Here is a 16,836-nt window from a genome sequence, read left to right on the forward strand (position 1 = left end):
ATTACGAACACTGTCATAAATCCGGTTGGCGAGCGGCAGAAAGCGGACTCCTTTTCGATAACACAAAGCGATCATGGCTAAGAAACGACCGGCGCTCAGACTGACCAGCGGAGAAGTCGACTTGATGGACTTGCTCTGGCGACACGGACCGATGACGCTGCAACAGGCTCACCGCGCGTTCGAGTCGGATTTCCCGAGTAAGTCCGTCGGGTACACGACGATGCAGACTCGTTTGAATCGTTTGGCCGACAAAGGGTTTGCATCGCGATCACCGGATCGACCCGCGGTGTACGCGGCTGCCATCGATCGCTCGGATGTGCAAGCTGATCATTTGGACGATGTGCTAAAGCGTTTGTCGGGCGGCAGCGTCGTTCCGCTGGTTGCACACTTGGTCCAAGATCGACAGATCGCGCCTGAGGAGTTGGCCGAGCTGAAGCGTTTGGTTCGCCAAGCGGAGAAGGATTTGAAGAATGCATCGCGAAACGAGGAGGCAGAATAATGAGCGAGCCGGTCGCAGCATTCTCGCTGCATTCCCCCTTGATCGTCACCACGATGATGCTTGCCAGCTGCGGCCTCGTCGTCGCTTGGATCTTGAGAACGTTTCAAATCCGGTCGCTTCGGCTTCGCTCTGTCTTGATCACTGGTGTATTGCTGCAGGGAGCAATGTTTGCACGCATTCCGATTCACCTCGGGCTTTGGGAATCCAACTCAGCGGGTCATGTGGACGTAGTATTGGATGAATCGAGTTTGCCGAGTTCCTCTTTGGGCGGCTTGCCAAACCAAGCGAGTTCGTTTGACGCGTGTGTCGGGGAAATGGCAAATGGCGAAGCGGTCCGTTCAGCGGAGAATGGTTCCGCGTTAGGACTGCTGGGAAATGGCGACGTGGCGGTGCTGGGGCGATGGTTTGCTGCGATGGAGTGGCAGCGCATCACCACGGTGCTTTGGTTCGTTTGGGCGGTTGGCGTGCTGCTGCTGGTGACGCGAACGATTTTCACGTATCTGCGAATGCTGCATCACGTGCGCCGCTTGCCTCTCGCGGATCAGAAATGGCAGAGAGACTGGCGAACCGTACTACGGACACATGGAGTGGCATCTCGCGTCTGCCCGGTCCTGCAGTCAGAATCCGTTGGTCCCATGTTGGTTCGCTTGCCCGATCAATACGCCCTCGTCATTCCTCGCGCGTTCTGGGAACGCTTGACCGACATCCAGCGGCAAGCCGTCATGACGCACGAAGCGCAGCATTTGTCTCGGCGAGACGTGTGGCGACAGCTCGCCGCTCGATTCATTGCGACCATTCATTGGTTCAATCCTGTGGCGTGGTGGGCCGTCCGTCGACTCGATCAAACCGCAGAACTGGCATGCGACCGCGCGGTGGCACAACGGGGCAACGAATACTCTGCGGGATTTGCCGGCGCTCTGCTCATGCTGGTTTCAGACATGCCGGCACAGAACGTTCACCAAGTAGCTTGCACGGCGATGGCCACGCCGCCGCTGACACGCCGCATCACCGATCTTCTCCACCCTTCAGGTCACAAGGACTCCGTTATGAAATCCCTAGCGTTGCTATTGCTGTCGGTTGTCGTCGTGATGGCCTCCTGCATTCAGTTCCGTCTCACTGCGGCCGACACCACCACACAAGATTCACGAGCCGAGGTTGGCTCCGGCGATGCATTGCCGGTGATCGACGACGCCGAATTGGCAGAATTGGTCACTCTGTTTCGCTCGCTGGACGACAGTGACGGAGCGTCCAAGCAACTCCTTGCGTTGACAGAATCGACGGGCGGAAAACTTGCGTTGAGTGGATACATCGATCAACTGCGTGGCGATGCAATGCGATCGATCAAGGATCGGGCGATCGAGGTGTATGGCGAGGCAATGTTTGAGAAGTCACCCGAGGGTCTACGTTTACGTGATCAAGGCAAGGCCGATAAATGGACCAATGCTGCCAGGCGTCTTGATGAAAGCGTACGCGGTATTCAGGCTGCTGCGTCCGAAACGGTCAAGCAACTTGATGACAGCAGCAATGCAGGCGTCTTGCTGAAAAGATTCCTTTCCGACAAAGAGGCCTCGATCGCTTTGTTGTTGTTCGAAATGGACTCTGGAGGCGATCCCGTAGCCGCGTTCATCAACAAAGCATTGACCAAGATCTTGGTGCAACGAGGTGACGGCCAATATCAGGTGATCGCGTCAGCGAAGGCGGAAGCGGAGAAAGAAGCGGCGAAGTTTGAGACGGCAGCATTGATTGCAAAACGTCTGAAGAAACAGCTTCCGATTTTCGCCGGCGAATTGGACATGACCGACGAAACCAGCAAACGCTTCGCCGACTATTTGAATAAACCTCTCATGTCCAACGTGATCGCCATCGAGCTGGCCAACAAGAACGGTGCCACTCCGGTCTCCGCCGTGGAGAAGCTCTTTGAGTCCCTCGAGTCGGCTTGCCAGGAAACCGCCAACGGACTGAGGCTTCGCGACGGTGAGGTGCGGGACAAAGTAGACGAGCTATGCATGATCGTTGATCGAGCCGAGACGCTGGTGCAACGCACGGGCGAACGACTGATCGAGATCGCCGACTCAATGGCCGATGACGAAGTGTCCCAGAGACTGGCCGCAGTGATGCGTCAAGACTTGCTGGCCACTCTGGTCGCCGCGGAGATCCCCTACAGCGACTCGATGGCTGGTGACGAACTGCGGACGCTGTTGACGCAGGTCTTGGAAAAGGGCGACTCAGGAGGTTTGGTTGTGCGAAGCGATCGAGCCGACGAGCTGTCGGAGAAAATGTCTGAACTCTTGGAAACCTGTCGAAGCATTCGCCGCTATGCCGTCATGGTCGATGAACTGCTGGAGCAGATGGCAGATCAAGAATTGGTCGCAAAGATGGGCGATGTCGGTCGCTATTTGATCTTGGATGAAGTCCGCCGATACGTCGAGTCGGCACGCCCCGATGCCGTTACGCTGGTCCGTGAACACTTGGTTCAAGATGATGGAAAGGGAACGCTGACGCTTCGCGATTCCAGCCGTGTGCTGATCGCACAACTGACACGTCAAGCCGACCGGCTGAATCAAGCGAGCCCGGCCGATGATTTCTAGCCTTCTAGCAACAGCGTTCCTGATCCTCATCGCGACCTCCACTGCGTTTGCGCAACAGGCTCCGCTCTGCGACGACAACACCTTTGTGCGCCGGGCATCCCTCGATTTGATCGGACGGATCCCAACCGTCGACGAGCGAGAATCGTTTCTGAGCACAGGCGACCGGGCGGCGTTCGTGGACCAGTTGCTGGACCATCCCGAGCACGCACGTTTTTGGTCTCAACATTGGGCGACGTTGCTCGTGGGACGTTTCCCTATCCGAGAAACCGACCGTGAGCTACTGCGTGCTTGGATCGAGCAGTCGATTTTGGCAGACAAGCCGCTGGATCGCATGGCGTTTGAGTTGATCAGCGCGTCCGGCGTGTCCACCTTGGACGGCCCGACGAACTACATGATCGCCAACCGTGACGACCAAGTTCTGCGGCTGGGGCGTGTGTTCTTGGGAGTCCAGTTGGACTGTACCAAGTGTCATGATCATCCGACGCAGCGGTGGACGAACGCAGATTATGTTGCGATGGAACGTTTCTTTCGGCCGTTGCGATTTCGAGAAGTGTCTGGCGGGGTGGAGGTTTACGACGAAGGCAACCTGTCCAGCGACGCGGAGTTGCCGCAATTTCTAAGTGGACGCGAACCGCTCACATCGGCTTGGCGCCGCGAACTGGCGTTGATGGTCGTACAGAGCAAGCCCTTCAGCAGAGCGATGGTCCAACGTGCATGGCATTGGACAATGGGCGGCGGAATCAGTGGCGACGTGGATGCCGTCGATCGTGATTCGAATCCGATTGCTTTTGCGAGCTTGGAACAACTCTCTGAGCGTTTTCGCAGCAGCCGATTTGACTTGGACGAACTGCTCCGCGAAATCTGCTTGTCACCCGGCTATCAATCGCAAGTCGCTTTGGACGCGGCGAACGATTCGCCGTCAAGTGAATGGGAGCCTCAACGAGCGACCCGCATGCTGCTGCCCGAACAGTGGATCGCGTCGGTGGCGATCTTGACCAATGCGAACACCGCGAATTCGCGTCCGCCATCGGCCGCGGAGCTCTCCGAGCAAACGCGTGAGTTGCTGGGGCAGCCGCAAAGCACACTCGGCAGCGATCCCTTTGATCGGACGCCGACCAGTCAACAAACATTACGTGGTTTGAATCGCAGCGTGTCGTCCAGCTTCACGCAACTGGACAAGTTGTTTCTTGCGGCGTGGGGCCGTCCGCCGACCGACGCAGAACGAGAGTCATTGGGGACGTTGACGTCTGATCAATCCTTGTTTGTGATCATCCAAAGCAATCCTTTTTTGTTGAATCAGTAACATGAGACAGACCACACGCCGCGAGTGCTTGGCCGCAGCCGGATCGGTCGGACTTTGCGCCGCTTTTGGAAATCAGCTTGCCGCCGCCACGCCACGTCTCAGTCAGACAGCGCCCTTTCGACGATGCTTGGTCCTGTGGATGGAAGGGGGCCCGAGCCACATCGACACATTCATCCCCACCCGAGATGAACATGTTCAGACCGCTCTGGCGGACATGCCCTTTGCACCCGCGATGCAAGCGTTTGTGGCGTACGCGAGCGACCTGTGTGTCGTGAAAAGTGTTGGTGGCAGAGAAGGAGAACACGTTCGAGCGTCATCGCTGCTGCACACCGGCTTTGCGCCCAGCCCTTCGTTCCCTAGGCCTTCGTTTGGATCGATGGTCTCGCATTCACGTATCGATGAAGGCCTGCCACGTTACGTGACCTTGGGCAATCAGGCTTACGGCCCCGCGTTTCTGGGCGTGGAGAACGGTCCGTTTGTGATCAGTGATCCTGAACAAGCGATGCGTCAGATTCAGCGACTGGGCAAGCGAACCGTAGAACTGGATGCACTGCAACGTTTCAACCAACTGCATCACTTGGGCGATTCACGGGCGATTCGTGATGCGTCCCAGCGGCGTGACGCCTCGGTCGACTCGGTTCGGCGACTGTTGGCAACGGACTTTGGCGACGCCCTGGACACCACGCGGGCACCGTCTGATCAGCGCGCGGCGTATGGCCAAGACGAGTTTGGCAAACGGATGCTGGCTGCGCGACGACTGCTGGAGGTGGGTGTCCCGATCGTGGAAGTCCAACTGGGCGGGTGGGATTCGCATGTGGACAATCTGAGAACGGTAAATCGATTGTGCGGTCAACTGCTGCCACCTTGGATCGCGTTGATCGAAGACCTCAAGCGGACCGGACAATGGAGTGACACTTTGATCGTTTGGGTTGGAGAGTTTGGACGCACCCCCACCATCAACGGCCGAGCCGGACGAGATCACTACCCAGAAATCATTCCCGTCGTACTTGCCGGCGGCAATCTGGGCGGACACGTCGTTGGTGCCACCGACAACCAAGCGGGCAGTCGCGTCGGGCCAAAACACACCGTCGCGGATCTGATGGCAACACTGCTCTTCCTGATGGGCTTGGATACTCAAACGGAATACACCACGAGCTTTGGAAGCCCCACATCGATGACAGATGGTGGAACACCCATCGATGAGATCGTGAAACTCGTCTAAAGACTGCCAAACTTTGCAGAAATCGTTTGATCGATGCTGACATCGCCGCCTGACGTTTGATAACGAATCTGATTGCCGGGGAAGTCCACCCCCGTGTGTTTTTTACAGGCAAGCAATCTTATTCGTTATCACTCTGGCAACTCTCATGGCAGCAAATCGCCCCGGGTCCGGTTTCCGACGTTTCGTCGGCATCGGGATCATCTGGACCTTTTGGATCTCTCCGCTGGTTTGGAACGCAACTGCATGGACGCAAGACATGGCTCCATGGCAACTCGGCATGCCACAATTCAACCCCGACGCCACCGCTGCCAATACGTATACCTATAACGCAGCATTACCTGCGGCAAACACCGCTGCCAACACGAGCGCCAACACGAGCGCCAACATGAGCGCCAACATGAGCGGCGGTACCCCGAGCTATCAACTGCCGGTGGATCCCGCTTCGGCCGCACTGGCCTCCGCCGAACTAGCCGCCACGGTCAACGGAAACGATGGTGTGTTTCAATTGCCTGGCTATCGGATGCAGGACGGCGACTCAGCGACAGATATCCAACTGGCGGCGCACGCGCAGCAACCAATGCTTGATGCGCCGACCACCGGAACTTATCCGACACTGCCGATCGCTGATCCCGCGACATCGGACATTCCACCCGCAATCCCCGGGATGGACGAAACCTTGGGCTCGGCCATCGCACAAGACATCGCGAGCGAGATCCCGCCGCTGCAACAGGAAGTCGAATCGTGGTACATGTATCCTTGGCGATGGATGACCCAAGGATGGCAGAACCATGCCGAGTTGGGTTTGGACGGAAGCCGCGGAAATGCTCAAACGCTGGCGATTCAAACCGGTTTGGAGATGAAACGCAAAACGGATCTTTATACCTTGGGAATCGATATCGACTACCGATTCGCCAACACACGCAACCAAGTGACCAATCAAGAGCAGACGACCGAAGACAACGGGCGATTCAACTTGGACTACGACCGCTTGCTCAATGATTCGCCGTGGTCGGCGTTTGGCAAGTTCGGCATGGAGTTCGATCAGTTCAAAGCCTTTGACCTACGATTGAACTTGAACGCTGGTGTCGGATACCACTGGATCCGAAACGATCGTACCACTCTGGTCACTCGCTTCGGTTCGGGTGCATCGAAGGAGATCGGTTCACCAGATGACGCTTGGAAACCGGAAGCTGTGTTTGGGTTGGAAAGCGAACACCAGCTCAACGCGTCCAACAAACTGAAAGCCAAGGTCGATTATTTCCCCGCCTGGGAAGACTTCAGCGACTACCGTTTGGTCACCGACCTGGGCTGGGAAATCCTGCTCAACGACTCAGAGAACTTGAGCCTGAAACTCGCTTTGACCGACCGCTACGACAGCACGCCGCAAGGTGCCAAGCCCAACGACGTGTACTACTCCCTGTTGTTCCTGGTCAAATTCTGATCGCTGTTTTGTCACGTAGGCGAGTCTCTCGGGAAGTGCGGTAAATAAAAGTAGGATGGGCACTCTTGCCCGTCTGTGATCTCTCGGGCAAGAGTGCCCAAGCTACATGAGTTATTTTCCACACGTCCCGAAGGGACAGAAAAAAGTAGCCCAGGGCGGCGCTGCGTCGCCCTGGGCTTTCATGTTCGGCCCCTTTGGGGCGTGGCGACAATAAGTGGATTTAGCTAACCCCTCAGTCGCGGATGCGACGACAGCATACAGCCTGGGGCGCGAGCCCCAGGTGAACACCGCCCGACGCCGCCAACAAGCCGCGGAGCGGCGACAGATTGCATCCGGACCACCGCGTGCTGTGGGCTACACCAAACGTTCTATGCTGTCGCTGCTCCGCAGCTTCTGGGCGGACTCGCTTGCAGAAACATGGGGTTGGCACCCCATGCTGTATGCTGTCGCTGCTCCGCAGCTATCGGAGCTAACCCGGGGTGCGCTGGCTTCGCCGCGACCCCAGGCTATGTTGTTTAACCACTTCGTGGTCGGTTTGGAGAATAAGTGTCCACTCTCGTTACCAAAATCACGCGAAGCGATGATTGCTAAGTGGATTTTGCGACACTTATTTTCCGCACGTTCCGAGAGAGACGCGACTACGTGGGCGCGCAAACTCGCTGTGAGAACTTTCGATGCGGTAGCTCGGCGAGGACACGCCGTCCCGCTCGGCGGCCTTCTTCGATCAGTCGCTCGGGATTTCGAAAATCGTACCAGTGGCGATGCCCCACATCGGGACGGATGATCAGGTCGCCGTGTCGCAACGAGTGACGACGGTGCAGTTGCTCGCCGATCTCTTCCACCCGCATCATCACTTCTACTGCCGACTCACAGGGGCCGGAGCGTTGCAGCCCGCTGCCCACATCCACTCCGATGACCAAGTCCGCGGGGTACGATTTCGCAATCGTCAACGGCAACGAATCCAACACTCCGATGTCGCACAACATCGCATCGCCCCATGCCACGGGCGGAAAGAAGCCGGGGATCGCGGTCGATGCCAAGATCGCTTTACGCAACGAACCAGTTTCCAAAACGATGCGATGCCCACTGACCAAGTCGGCGGCGACGATGCTGATCGGGATCGCCGTCTCTTGCAGATCGATGTCCGGTATCAATTGCTCGATCGCTTCGTCAAGGATGCCGCTGGTCATCAATGCCGGCCCACTGAGCAATCGACCGACATGCCGACCGGTGCGGATCAAGCGAACGATGCGAGTGTACCAATCGCTGTACCAGACGCTGGAGGGTGGTGTCGCGACGACACGACCCTTGCCTCGCGATCCGACCTGTGACGCAGAACCGAGCAGTTGATTGCATGAAGCGGAAAACATCGGCGAGTCAAGGAGTTGCATCGCGGCGGCTTGCATACGGTAGATGTCTTGATGAACGGCATACAAGCCGCCCATCAGACCTCCGATGCTGACACCAACGATACGCTCGGTTAGAACTCCTGACTCGCCGATCGCTTCCAGTGCACCCAAATGTGCTAATCCACGCGCACCGCCACCGCCCAAGGTGACGACAGCGCGACATGGCCCTGGTTCTGGCGCAGCAGTCTTGCTGCTCGGCAGAGCAGGTAAATCAAGTAGTTTCATCGATCTCAATGCCTCCTGGTGCGTTGACATGTATCGTAAGTCAGGCTCGTGTACGTCAGGCTTTCTAGCCTGACTTGTTTGGGGTAGGTCAGGCTAGACAGCCTGACGTACGTGGGGTAAGTCAGGCTGGAAAGCCTGACGTACTTGGGTACGACTGCATGATCGGACCGGACTTGATGCCGGACAGTTCACTCCAGCCGTCGTTCGCGATGGTTGCTCCCAATTGTGTGACTTGTCGATAGTCCGCATCGCTGGGGGCTCGACCGGTCAGCTTGCCACGTAGCTCTCGGCAAACCGTGTCGGCCGCTGCCCTCGTGACTGGATCCTTGACTTCTGCCGCGTACAACGCTGTGACCAACATGGTGACGGCGTTCTGCACACGCAAGGACAAAGCCGACATGCGGCATTGACGATCCGCAAGCTTCAGTTGATGCCGGCGCATCGTTGAACTGATCTCCATCGCACTGCGCGACAAGAGATCTTGCGCAAACCGTACATGACCATTCAGTTCGTTGGTGAAGTCGCCGGAGCCGCCCGACACGGTCGACCATGACGAACCCATTATCATGCGTTTACCGTACCAACTGCCGTATTTCATCATCGGCCCACGCAACGCCCACAGGTGCGCCGGATTGATCAGGCTGGGTTGACGCACTCCCAGATCGTTCAGCGTGCGACCGATCGGTTCAAAGTACTGCTTGCCGTGCGCCTTAACGAGCGACTTAAAGAATGCCATCGCCAGCATCTCTCCTTCGCCCTCATAAATGCACGGAGCCAAGAAGTCGTGCACGTTGTCGCCAAACAAGTGTCCGTGCAGAAAGGAACGGCCACCGTGGGTCTTCATGAACAGCTCGATCGCGGCTTCCTTTTGCGACTCGCTGCCGAAGATCTTGGCGATGATGCATTCCATCTCCCCGCGGTATCCTTGATCGAGCAAGTTCGCGCACCAGTGGGTCAACGCATCGCAGGCGACGATCAAACCGGCCATGCGACCGACGCGGCGACGCACCAGTTCGCGTTGATCGATCGACTGACCGTACGTCTTTCGAAACTGTGCCCAAGGCAACATTTCCGCTAACATCCATCGCATCGCTCCGGCCGCGTTGGCACACAAGGAAACACGTCCGAGATTCAATCCGTGATAGGCGATCGTCAGCCCGTCTCCCCGCATCGGCTGTAGCAAGTTCTCGGCCGGGACGCGGAAATTCTTGAACACTAACGCGTTGTTGTGTGCGTGACGCAGCGCGTACAGGCCGTAGCTGTCGATGTGAAAGGTTTCCGTGTCGGTAGCTGGCAGCTCGGCGATCAACACCGCCGGCCGTCCATCGATCTTGCAAACCAGCCCGATCGTTCGCCCATAAGTCGCATTGGTGATGAAAAGCTTTTTGCCGTTGACGACGTATTCATCTCCGTCGCGAACTGCCGTGGTCTTCAGCGCGGTCAAGTCGCTGCCGGCGCCGGGTTCGGTCAACGCGAACGCGGAGAGACGTGATCCGTCGGCCAGCCCAGGCAGCAAGCGTTCCTTTTGGTCGTCCGTGCCGAATGATCGAACGGGATCAACGGCGCCGATGCAACCGTGGACGGACGCCAAGCCTGCCACTGTCGGATCGACCGTCGCCATTCGCGTTATCATTCTGGCAAAATCACGCATGGTCGCGCCGCTACCACCGTATTGAGGGCTGACCAGCAATCCCCAGTAACCCGCATCGGCCAAGTCCATCATGACTTCGTCGGTGATCTTGCCCGCTGAGTTGAACAATGTCCCTCGGTCGCGATGCATCCGAGTGATTTCGACACTGCGATCGATCACACGTTGCACGGCTTCACTGGGCAACGACAAGCTCGGTCGAAACGTTTCCGTGTCGACGCGACGATCCCAGACAGCACGGTGAATCGGGCTGCTGACCGTTTGATACTTGGTCGCAAACAAATCTTCCACTTGATCGTCCGCGGTGTCCAAGACGCCCGTTCGCTTGGCTTCCTCTTCCGACGCACCGCCAAGACGCAACGCGACTTCGGCGAACGACTCAGGACCACTGGAGCGAACCACGTCGTCCGTTGCCCCATTATCGGATGGCAACGTGGTGTCCGTGGATACCGGTTGTTCTTTGGTGTGACCGGTGACCAAGACGCTGTCGTCGTTGAGCGGCGTGTTGTGATTGATGTCAGTACTCATTGTTACTCTCCTGTTTGTGAAAACTCACTGCCCCAGTTCGTCAGCCGGAATCGTCGCTTCAATGCATCATGGTTTTGCCGTTGCTGGTTGCTTGCTGAGACTGGTCGCCAAAAAACGCTGTCCACTGCCCGCCATTGCGATCAATGACTCGGGAGGACTGAACCGTGGTCCGTGGATCGACCGGAGGATTTTCATGTTGCCCATTACACGATCCGCACCGATCGAATCGATGACGGACAGCGGTCCGCCTCGATGCGGCGCAAAACCGGTGCCAAGAACCATCGCCAGATCGATCGCCCAAGCGTCTGCGACCACGTGCTCCTCCAAACAGCGGACCGATTCGGCCAACATCGGGTAGACCAAACGACGTTGCGTGTCATCCAGTGAATCGCCAGGGAATCCTCCAGGAATGGTGGCGGGCATCACTCGCCTCGACTTCTGTTGCGTTACCGCAACGCGTTTGCGTTTCTCGTGGTAGTCGTAAAATCCGACCTTGGTTTTCTTGCCCAAGTGGCCGCGATCCACCATCGTTTGCAACGTGTCGATCACCGCCGAAGCATCGGGCAGCACGCTTTGCAATCCACCGGCAACGTGCAGTGCCACGTCCAAGCCGACTTGATCCAACAATTCAAGTGGTCCCATCGGCATGCCAAAACGCTTGACCGCACGATCGATCGACTCGACACTGTGACCTTCGGCGACCATCCGGATCGCTTCGCCCAAATAAGGAAACAACACGCGGTTGACCAGGAACCCGGGTGAATCGTTCGTCACGATCGGTGTCTTGCCGAGTGCACGCACCAGTGTGACCAATCGGGCAACGGTCGCCTCGGAGGTTGTTGGTCCACGGACGATCTCGACCAACTCCATCGCGTGAACGGGATTGAAGAAGTGCAATCCGGCGAAATTGTCCGGTCGTTGCAGGCCTTTACTCATCTCGGCGACGCTGAGCGACGATGTGTTGGTCGCCAAAATGCAATGCTTTGCCACCATCGGCTCCAGATCACCCAGCACTCGTTGTTTGACATCCATTCGTTCCACGACGGCTTCGACGATCAAGTCCGCGTCGGCCAAGTCGACTTGCAGAGCCGTCACAGAAACCTTGGAACGCAGGTCAACGCGTTGCCCGTCATCGAAACGCTTGCGATCGGCGTACTCGTCGATCATCCGGTCCACGTTCACACGTGCCTTCTCCGCGGTCGCCGCATCGATTTCTTTGAGGCAGACCGAGTATCCGCGGGTTGCGGCGAGCTGTCCGATGCCAGCGCCCATCGCACCGGCGCCGACCACGCCGACCTTGCGAATCGGCAATTCCATTACCGCACGCGTCTCGCCTGGCGTCCACGTCCGTGGATTTCGAGCGGACTCGCGGGCAAAGAACAGTCTCAGCAGTTGTCGGCACGTCGGTGTGGCCAGCAGCTTGATGAACTCACTTCGCTCGGTATCAAACCCGCTGCGGTCCCCTCGATAGCCGTCGGAAATTGCGTCGATTGCCGAGCTCAAAGCTGGATAATGATCCGCGTGTTTCGCAATGCTCCGTCGAGCTGTCTTGAGGATGTAGCGGCGGCCCATCGACGTGGAATCGATCAGCCTGCTGAACCAACGTCGCACGATACGTTGACGCGGTTTCTTACCCGTCGCCAACAGGTGCGCAAACGCGTTGACTTCTTCGGTCCAATTCTCTGGCTTGATCGCGCGATCGACCAGTCCCATCCGCGCCGCGCGTCCCGCATCGACCTGAGTCCCCTGCAGGATCATCTTCAGACCGGCGGCCAAGCCGACACGAGCCGGCAAACGTTGCGTGCCTCCCCAGCCTGGGATCAAGCCGAGTTTGATTTCCGGTAATCCGATTTTGGTGCTGCTGTTGTCGCGGGCTAATCGATGGTCACATGCGAGTGCCCACTCCAAGCCGCCACCGAGGCAGGGCCCGTGCAGCACCGCGACCGTTTTCATTCGCAGACGTTCAATGCGTGCAAAGAGCGATTGCCCTGCCACCAGCAACGCTTCGGCTTGCTCGGGCGATTGGATCGATTCAATGATGGCGATGTCGGCGCCGGCCAGGAACCCGCTTTCCTTGCCGCTTTCGAACAGGACGACGGAGGCGGTGACGTTTTCCTCCAGGTCGGAAACGATTCTTTCCAGCTCGGTCATCACGTCGTGCTGCAGAACGTTCATCGGCCGATTGGGCACGTCGAGTACCACATGGCAGATCGCGCCGACTTCCGTCACGGTAAAGTTCTTGTAGTCATGAGCGTTCATCAGTTCATCTCCAAATCGGTTTGCACCACGATCGCGACACCTTGGCCTCCGCCGACACACAGCGTGGCCAATCCCCGTCGCCCTCCGCTTGCCTTCAATGCACGCAACAATGTCAGAATCAGCCGCGTGCCGGTCGTTCCCACCGGGTGCCCCAGTGCGATTGCGCCGCCGTGGACATTGGTTTTCTCTCTGGCAAATGTCCCCAATGCCGAATCCATGCCCAGCTCTTTCGCCGCAAACGATTTTGATTCCGCCGCACGCTCGCAAGCGATGACTTGGGCGGCAAACGCTTCGTTAATCTCGATCAGATCGAAATCACGCATCGTGTAGCCGCTTTGTTTGAAAAGTTTTGCGGTTGCGAAGACCGGCCCGAGCCCCATTCGACTGGGATCGCAACCCGCGATCGCGTAGTCCGTCACGTAGCCCAACGGAGCAGGGAACGACTTGGCGTTTTCCACGTCCGTCAGCACCAGCGCAGCGGCTCCGTCGGTCAACGGGCAACTGTTGCCCGCCGTGACGGTACCGTTGCGATCAAAGATCGGTCGCAATTTGGCGAGTTGTTCCATCGACTGGTTGGCTCGCGGTCCGTTGTCTTTGCGAATCGGATCGCGATCACCAAGTTGCAGCGGCGTGATTTCACCCGACAGAAAACACTTCTCTTGCGCCGCGGCGGCTTTCTGGTGACTCATCAACGCGTACTCGTCCTGGTCTGCTCGCGTGATCGCGAACTCCGATGCCAGCACCTCCGCCGTCTCGCCCATGTTCAGGCCGCTGACAGGATCAGTTAATCCGAGTTGCACGCCGATCACGGGTTTGAAGTCGGAGGGACGGAACGAAGCCAGTGTTTTGAGGCGTTGCCACATCGTCTTGCTTCGACCCAACTGCATCCAGCGTTTCGCTGCCGAAGGTGAAACCAACATCGGAATCTGTGACATCGACTCGGTGCCGCCAGCGACGGCCAAACGAGCACGTCCTGACGAGATCGATGTCCACGCGTCGAGCACGGACTCCATGCCCGAGGCACAGTTGCGATTGACCGTGTGCGCGATCCGGTCGATCGGATGACCGGACTTCAAGGCGATCACGCGAGCAATGTTCGCTGCGTCGGCCGGTCCGGCGACGTTTCCCATCACGACTTCGTCGATATCCGAGATCGAGAACCCTTCGCGTTGCACGGCTGCGGCATGGACAGCGGACGTGACAGCGTGAACGCCCAAATCGACGGCGCTGACGTCTTGCAAAACGGTGAACGCTTTGGCCAACGGCGTCCGAGCACCGCTGATCACGGCAAGTGGCTTTGGCTTATTCATCTTGAGATCCTCCTGGCGCGGCGACACTCGATTCCGCCGACTCGCTGGCTTCCCTCAGCTTTCGGCGGATGACTTTGCCGAGAAAGTTTCTTGGCAAATCGTTTGAACATGCGGTGTACTTCCGGGGACGCTTGTGCTTGGACAGCGATTTCTCGCAGTGAGCACGCAACGCGGCTTCATCCATTTCCTCGCCAGGTTCCATGACCACGTACGCCGAAACGATTTCCCCGCGTTGGGGATCCTTTTCGCCGATCACGGCCGCGTCACGCACGCCCGCGAAGTCTTTCAACTTCGCTTCGACTTCTTTGGGATACACGTTGAACCCGGAGGTGATGATGAGGTCTTTCTTTCGACCGACGATGCTGTAGTAGCCGTCGGGATGGCGGACCGCTAAATCGCCCGTGTACAACCATCCGTCTTGAATGGCTTCGCGAGTTGCCGTCGCATCACCCCAGTATCCCAGCATCACTTGCGGTCCCTTGATCGCCAGCTCGCCGACCGCCCCCACGGGCATGTCGATCGACAAGTCATTGGGATCTACGATTCGACATTTGGTGTGGGGCAACGGCAAACCGATCACGCCGTAGCGAGCAGGGCGGAACAAGTGTCCCACGTGCGTGACCGGAGAGGCTTCGCTCAAACCGAATCCCTCCACGATCAACGCGTTGGAGTGCTTGCCGAACTCGATCGCCGTGGCCGGGTCGAGGGATGCGCCCCCCGAGATCACCCATCGCAACGAATCCAACCTGGTAGGATGGGAGGCCAAGTGTGCGTTCATCGCGACGAGCATCGCCGGCACGGCGTGCATCACCGACGGTTGGTGCGTTTCGATCAGTCGGATGACTTGCGCGGTATTGAATCGATGATGCATCACCAAGGTTGCCCCCATCATCGCGCCGCCCATCAACGTTGCGGACATGCCGTAACTGTGAAAGAAAGGTAGCACCGCTAGCATCTTTTCGATGCCAAACGAACGCTTCGTCCACACGTACTGTTGCCATGCGTTGGCGACCAAGTTCGTGTGGCTGAGAGTCACGGCTTTGGGTTGCCCCGTCGTCCCGCCGGTGGGCAGAATGAATGCCGGATCGCCAGCCGGGTCGATGTTGATCGGTTGCCAAGCCCGATCGATTTCATCCATTTGTTCCCAAAACCATCCAATGGTGTTCTCCGCCGTATTGCTACGTTGACTGAACCATTGGTAACCGCGTTTGAGCAAGTATCCGATTTGCTCGTGCGCAGCCAAGTGTTTACGAATGGAAACCAACAGCGTTGTGCGATTTTGTTTCGCGTTACTCTTGGCTCCGTCGTCCAGCAAACTGGTCAACAAGTCCAACGCAATCACGAATCGACAACGAGTGGATTTCAGCATCGCGCTGATTTCGCTTGAGACCATCAATGGGCTGAGCGCCAGCACAACGCCCCCGGCCCGCCAGATCCCGTTTGCCGCGATGGCAAACTCAGGAACATTGGGCAATAGGATCGCAACGCGATCACCCGGGCGTACGCCTAGCCGTTGCAGCATGGCCGCACATCGGATCGAGTCCGCGTTGAGGTCTCGAAAAGTAAATTGCGTTTCACCGTACTGAACGGCGACACGATCGGGCAATTGCTCGGCCGCGTGCTGCAAGACGCCAAAACACGGTACGTTTCGGTAGCTCGACAGACCGCTCGCTCGAACCGACGACCGCTTGGGAGAGGACTGCCGCAAGGCATCCATCATTTGCGAAGCGATAGCGGTGTCATGATGAACGGATTCATCATGAATGGGGGAACGTGCGTTTCCATCGCCCCCGCTCGGGTTCGAATTCAACATCGCGAGACCTCCCTTCGTCGGCGCTCGTGCGCCGAAGGTGGCCCGGTGAGGGGGTTCCGTCTCGCTCGCGGGTTTCCATTGCGAGACCGGACTGTGGTGGTGAACCGAAACGGAACCCCTCAGTGGTTGATTAGCACGCCTATCGGACGACGTGGGGCAGCTTGCCGCTGCCACTGCCTTGCAGTCCAGGAAGATCGATCAAACCGGGCCATGGTCAATGTCCCTGTCATGCACTCGATTATACGCCAATGTCCAGCTAGCGTGAACTGAAATCCCGCCAAAAACCTATAAAGGCAATTTCTCTACCCTTGTCGGTTTGCCGTCATCGCGGTTCTGTTTGACGCGTGGTCTGGGCTGATCAAAATCTGGGGTTGTGGCACTGTGTCGCTACGCAAGTTTCTGTCACCTCTCCCGGCACAGCTGGAGAGGTGGCAGTCATGAGACTCGGCTCAGCTCGTTTGGTTTGTGTTTGCGCGGATGGTGGTGTTCGTTTTCGACTTGGAAAGTCGAACGACAATCGTCGCTCGACTTTCCAAGTCGATAGCGTGCCCCGTCAAGCGTTTTGCGATTCCCAATCATTGACTTGCTCAG

Annotated in this window: 10 protein-coding genes; 5 read left to right on the plus strand and 5 right to left on the minus strand. The window is 57.8% G+C overall.

Going from position 1 to position 16,836, the window contains the following annotated elements:
• Positions 1–73: 73 nt before the first annotated feature.
• From Pla52nx_RS17605 to Pla52nx_RS17625, 5 genes are all read left to right on the plus strand, one after another.
• Positions 74–499, plus strand: coding sequence for a BlaI/MecI/CopY family transcriptional regulator (locus Pla52nx_RS17605; protein ID WP_146522042.1), 426 nt, complete (start codon positions 74–76; stop codon positions 497–499).
• Positions 499–3,087, plus strand: a complete 2,589-nt coding sequence (locus Pla52nx_RS17610; RefSeq protein ID WP_146522041.1) for a M56 family metallopeptidase — start codon at positions 499–501, stop codon at positions 3,085–3,087. Before Pla52nx_RS17605 ends, Pla52nx_RS17610 begins: the two co-directional genes overlap by 1 nt.
• Positions 3,077–4,390, plus strand: coding sequence for a DUF1549 domain-containing protein (locus tag Pla52nx_RS17615; protein ID WP_146522040.1), 1,314 nt, complete (start codon positions 3,077–3,079; stop codon positions 4,388–4,390). The genes Pla52nx_RS17610 and Pla52nx_RS17615 overlap by 11 nt, the downstream gene beginning before the upstream one ends.
• Before the next feature lies 1 nt (position 4,391).
• Positions 4,392–5,612 carry a DUF1501 domain-containing protein gene (locus tag Pla52nx_RS17620; RefSeq protein WP_146522039.1) on the plus strand — a complete coding sequence of 407 codons (1,221 nt, stop codon included), beginning with the start codon at positions 4,392–4,394 and terminating at the stop codon, positions 5,610–5,612.
• 145 nt (positions 5,613–5,757) lie between these two features.
• Complete coding sequence (locus Pla52nx_RS17625; protein ID WP_231742286.1) at positions 5,758–7,053, plus strand: DUF481 domain-containing protein; 1,296 nt, start codon at positions 5,758–5,760, stop codon at positions 7,051–7,053.
• Between the two features lie 638 nt (positions 7,054–7,691).
• Here Pla52nx_RS17625 and Pla52nx_RS17630 read toward each other — a convergent pair.
• From Pla52nx_RS17630 to Pla52nx_RS17650, 5 genes are all read right to left on the minus strand, one after another.
• A complete protein-coding gene (locus Pla52nx_RS17630; RefSeq protein ID WP_197454889.1) occupies positions 7,692–8,687 on the minus strand; it encodes a patatin-like phospholipase family protein in 996 nt (331 codons plus the stop codon).
• Between the two features lie 121 nt (positions 8,688–8,808).
• Positions 8,809–10,863: an acyl-CoA dehydrogenase family protein gene (locus tag Pla52nx_RS17635; RefSeq protein ID WP_146522037.1), complete on the minus strand. Its 2,055-nt coding sequence runs from the start codon at positions 10,861–10,863 to the stop codon at positions 8,809–8,811.
• Between the two features lie 66 nt (positions 10,864–10,929).
• Positions 10,930–13,122, minus strand: a complete 2,193-nt coding sequence (locus Pla52nx_RS17640; RefSeq protein ID WP_146522036.1) for a 3-hydroxyacyl-CoA dehydrogenase NAD-binding domain-containing protein — start codon at positions 13,120–13,122, stop codon at positions 10,930–10,932.
• The gene (locus Pla52nx_RS17645; protein ID WP_146522035.1) at positions 13,122–14,432 is read right to left on the minus strand and encodes a thiolase family protein; all 1,311 of its coding nucleotides are present in this window, start codon (positions 14,430–14,432) and stop codon (positions 13,122–13,124) included. Before Pla52nx_RS17645 ends, Pla52nx_RS17640 begins: the two co-directional genes overlap by 1 nt.
• On the minus strand, positions 14,425–16,245 hold the full coding sequence (locus Pla52nx_RS17650) for an AMP-binding protein (RefSeq protein WP_146522034.1): 1,821 nt from the start codon (positions 16,243–16,245) through the stop codon (positions 14,425–14,427). Before Pla52nx_RS17650 ends, Pla52nx_RS17645 begins: the two co-directional genes overlap by 8 nt.
• Between the last annotated feature and the right edge of the window lie 591 nt (positions 16,246–16,836).

Source organism: Stieleria varia, from assembly GCF_038443385.1.
Taxonomy (GTDB): Bacteria; Planctomycetota; Planctomycetia; order Pirellulales; family Pirellulaceae; genus Stieleria; species Stieleria varia.